Source organism: Nocardia sp. GTS18 (assembly GCF_013839555.1).
Lineage (GTDB): Bacteria > Actinomycetota > Actinomycetes > Mycobacteriales > Mycobacteriaceae > Nocardia > Nocardia rosealba.
Genome location: NZ_JACBIU010000072.1, coordinates 1 through 512, shown reverse-complemented (window position 1 = coordinate 512; position 512 = coordinate 1). Strand labels below are relative to the sequence as shown.

The 512-nt window shown below is 56.1% G+C and carries 1 rRNA gene; it reads right to left on the bottom strand.

What is annotated here, in order from left to right:
• Nucleotides 1-395 precede the first annotated feature (395 nt).
• A 16S ribosomal RNA gene (locus tag HYG95_RS24425) occupies nt 396-512 on the bottom strand; the annotation flags it as partial.

Genomic DNA, 512 nt, shown 5'->3' with positions numbered 1-512 from the left:
CTCCTACGTCCTTCATCGGCTCCTGGTGCCAAGGCATCCACCGTACGCTCTTAAACACTTACTAACAAAGATGCTCGCGTCCACTGTGCAGTTCTCAAACAACACACCCACCCGAAACCATGTTCCACGACCGACTCGGCTTGCGCCGGCAGTATCGAGGAGATCCGGGAGGATCGTTTGCTCTTACCTTGAAAAAACACTTTCGCGTGTTCTTTCAGGACCCAATAGTGTGTCGGTATACCCATCGCGGGAGGTCACTGAGGACCACCCGTATGCGATGAAAGTTGTCAGCGTTCCACCCATGAGCTCCAGCCGGACCACGTGTGGGTCCGAAACTGTCTCTGCCAACCACTCACCAACCTGTGTTGGGAATGAGCTGGAGAATTGCTCCTTAGAAAGGAGGTGATCCAGCCGCACCTTCCGGTACGGCTACCTTGTTACGACTTCGTCCCAATCGCCGATCCCACCTTCGACGGCTCCCTCCCACAAGGGGTTAGGCCACCGGCTTCGGG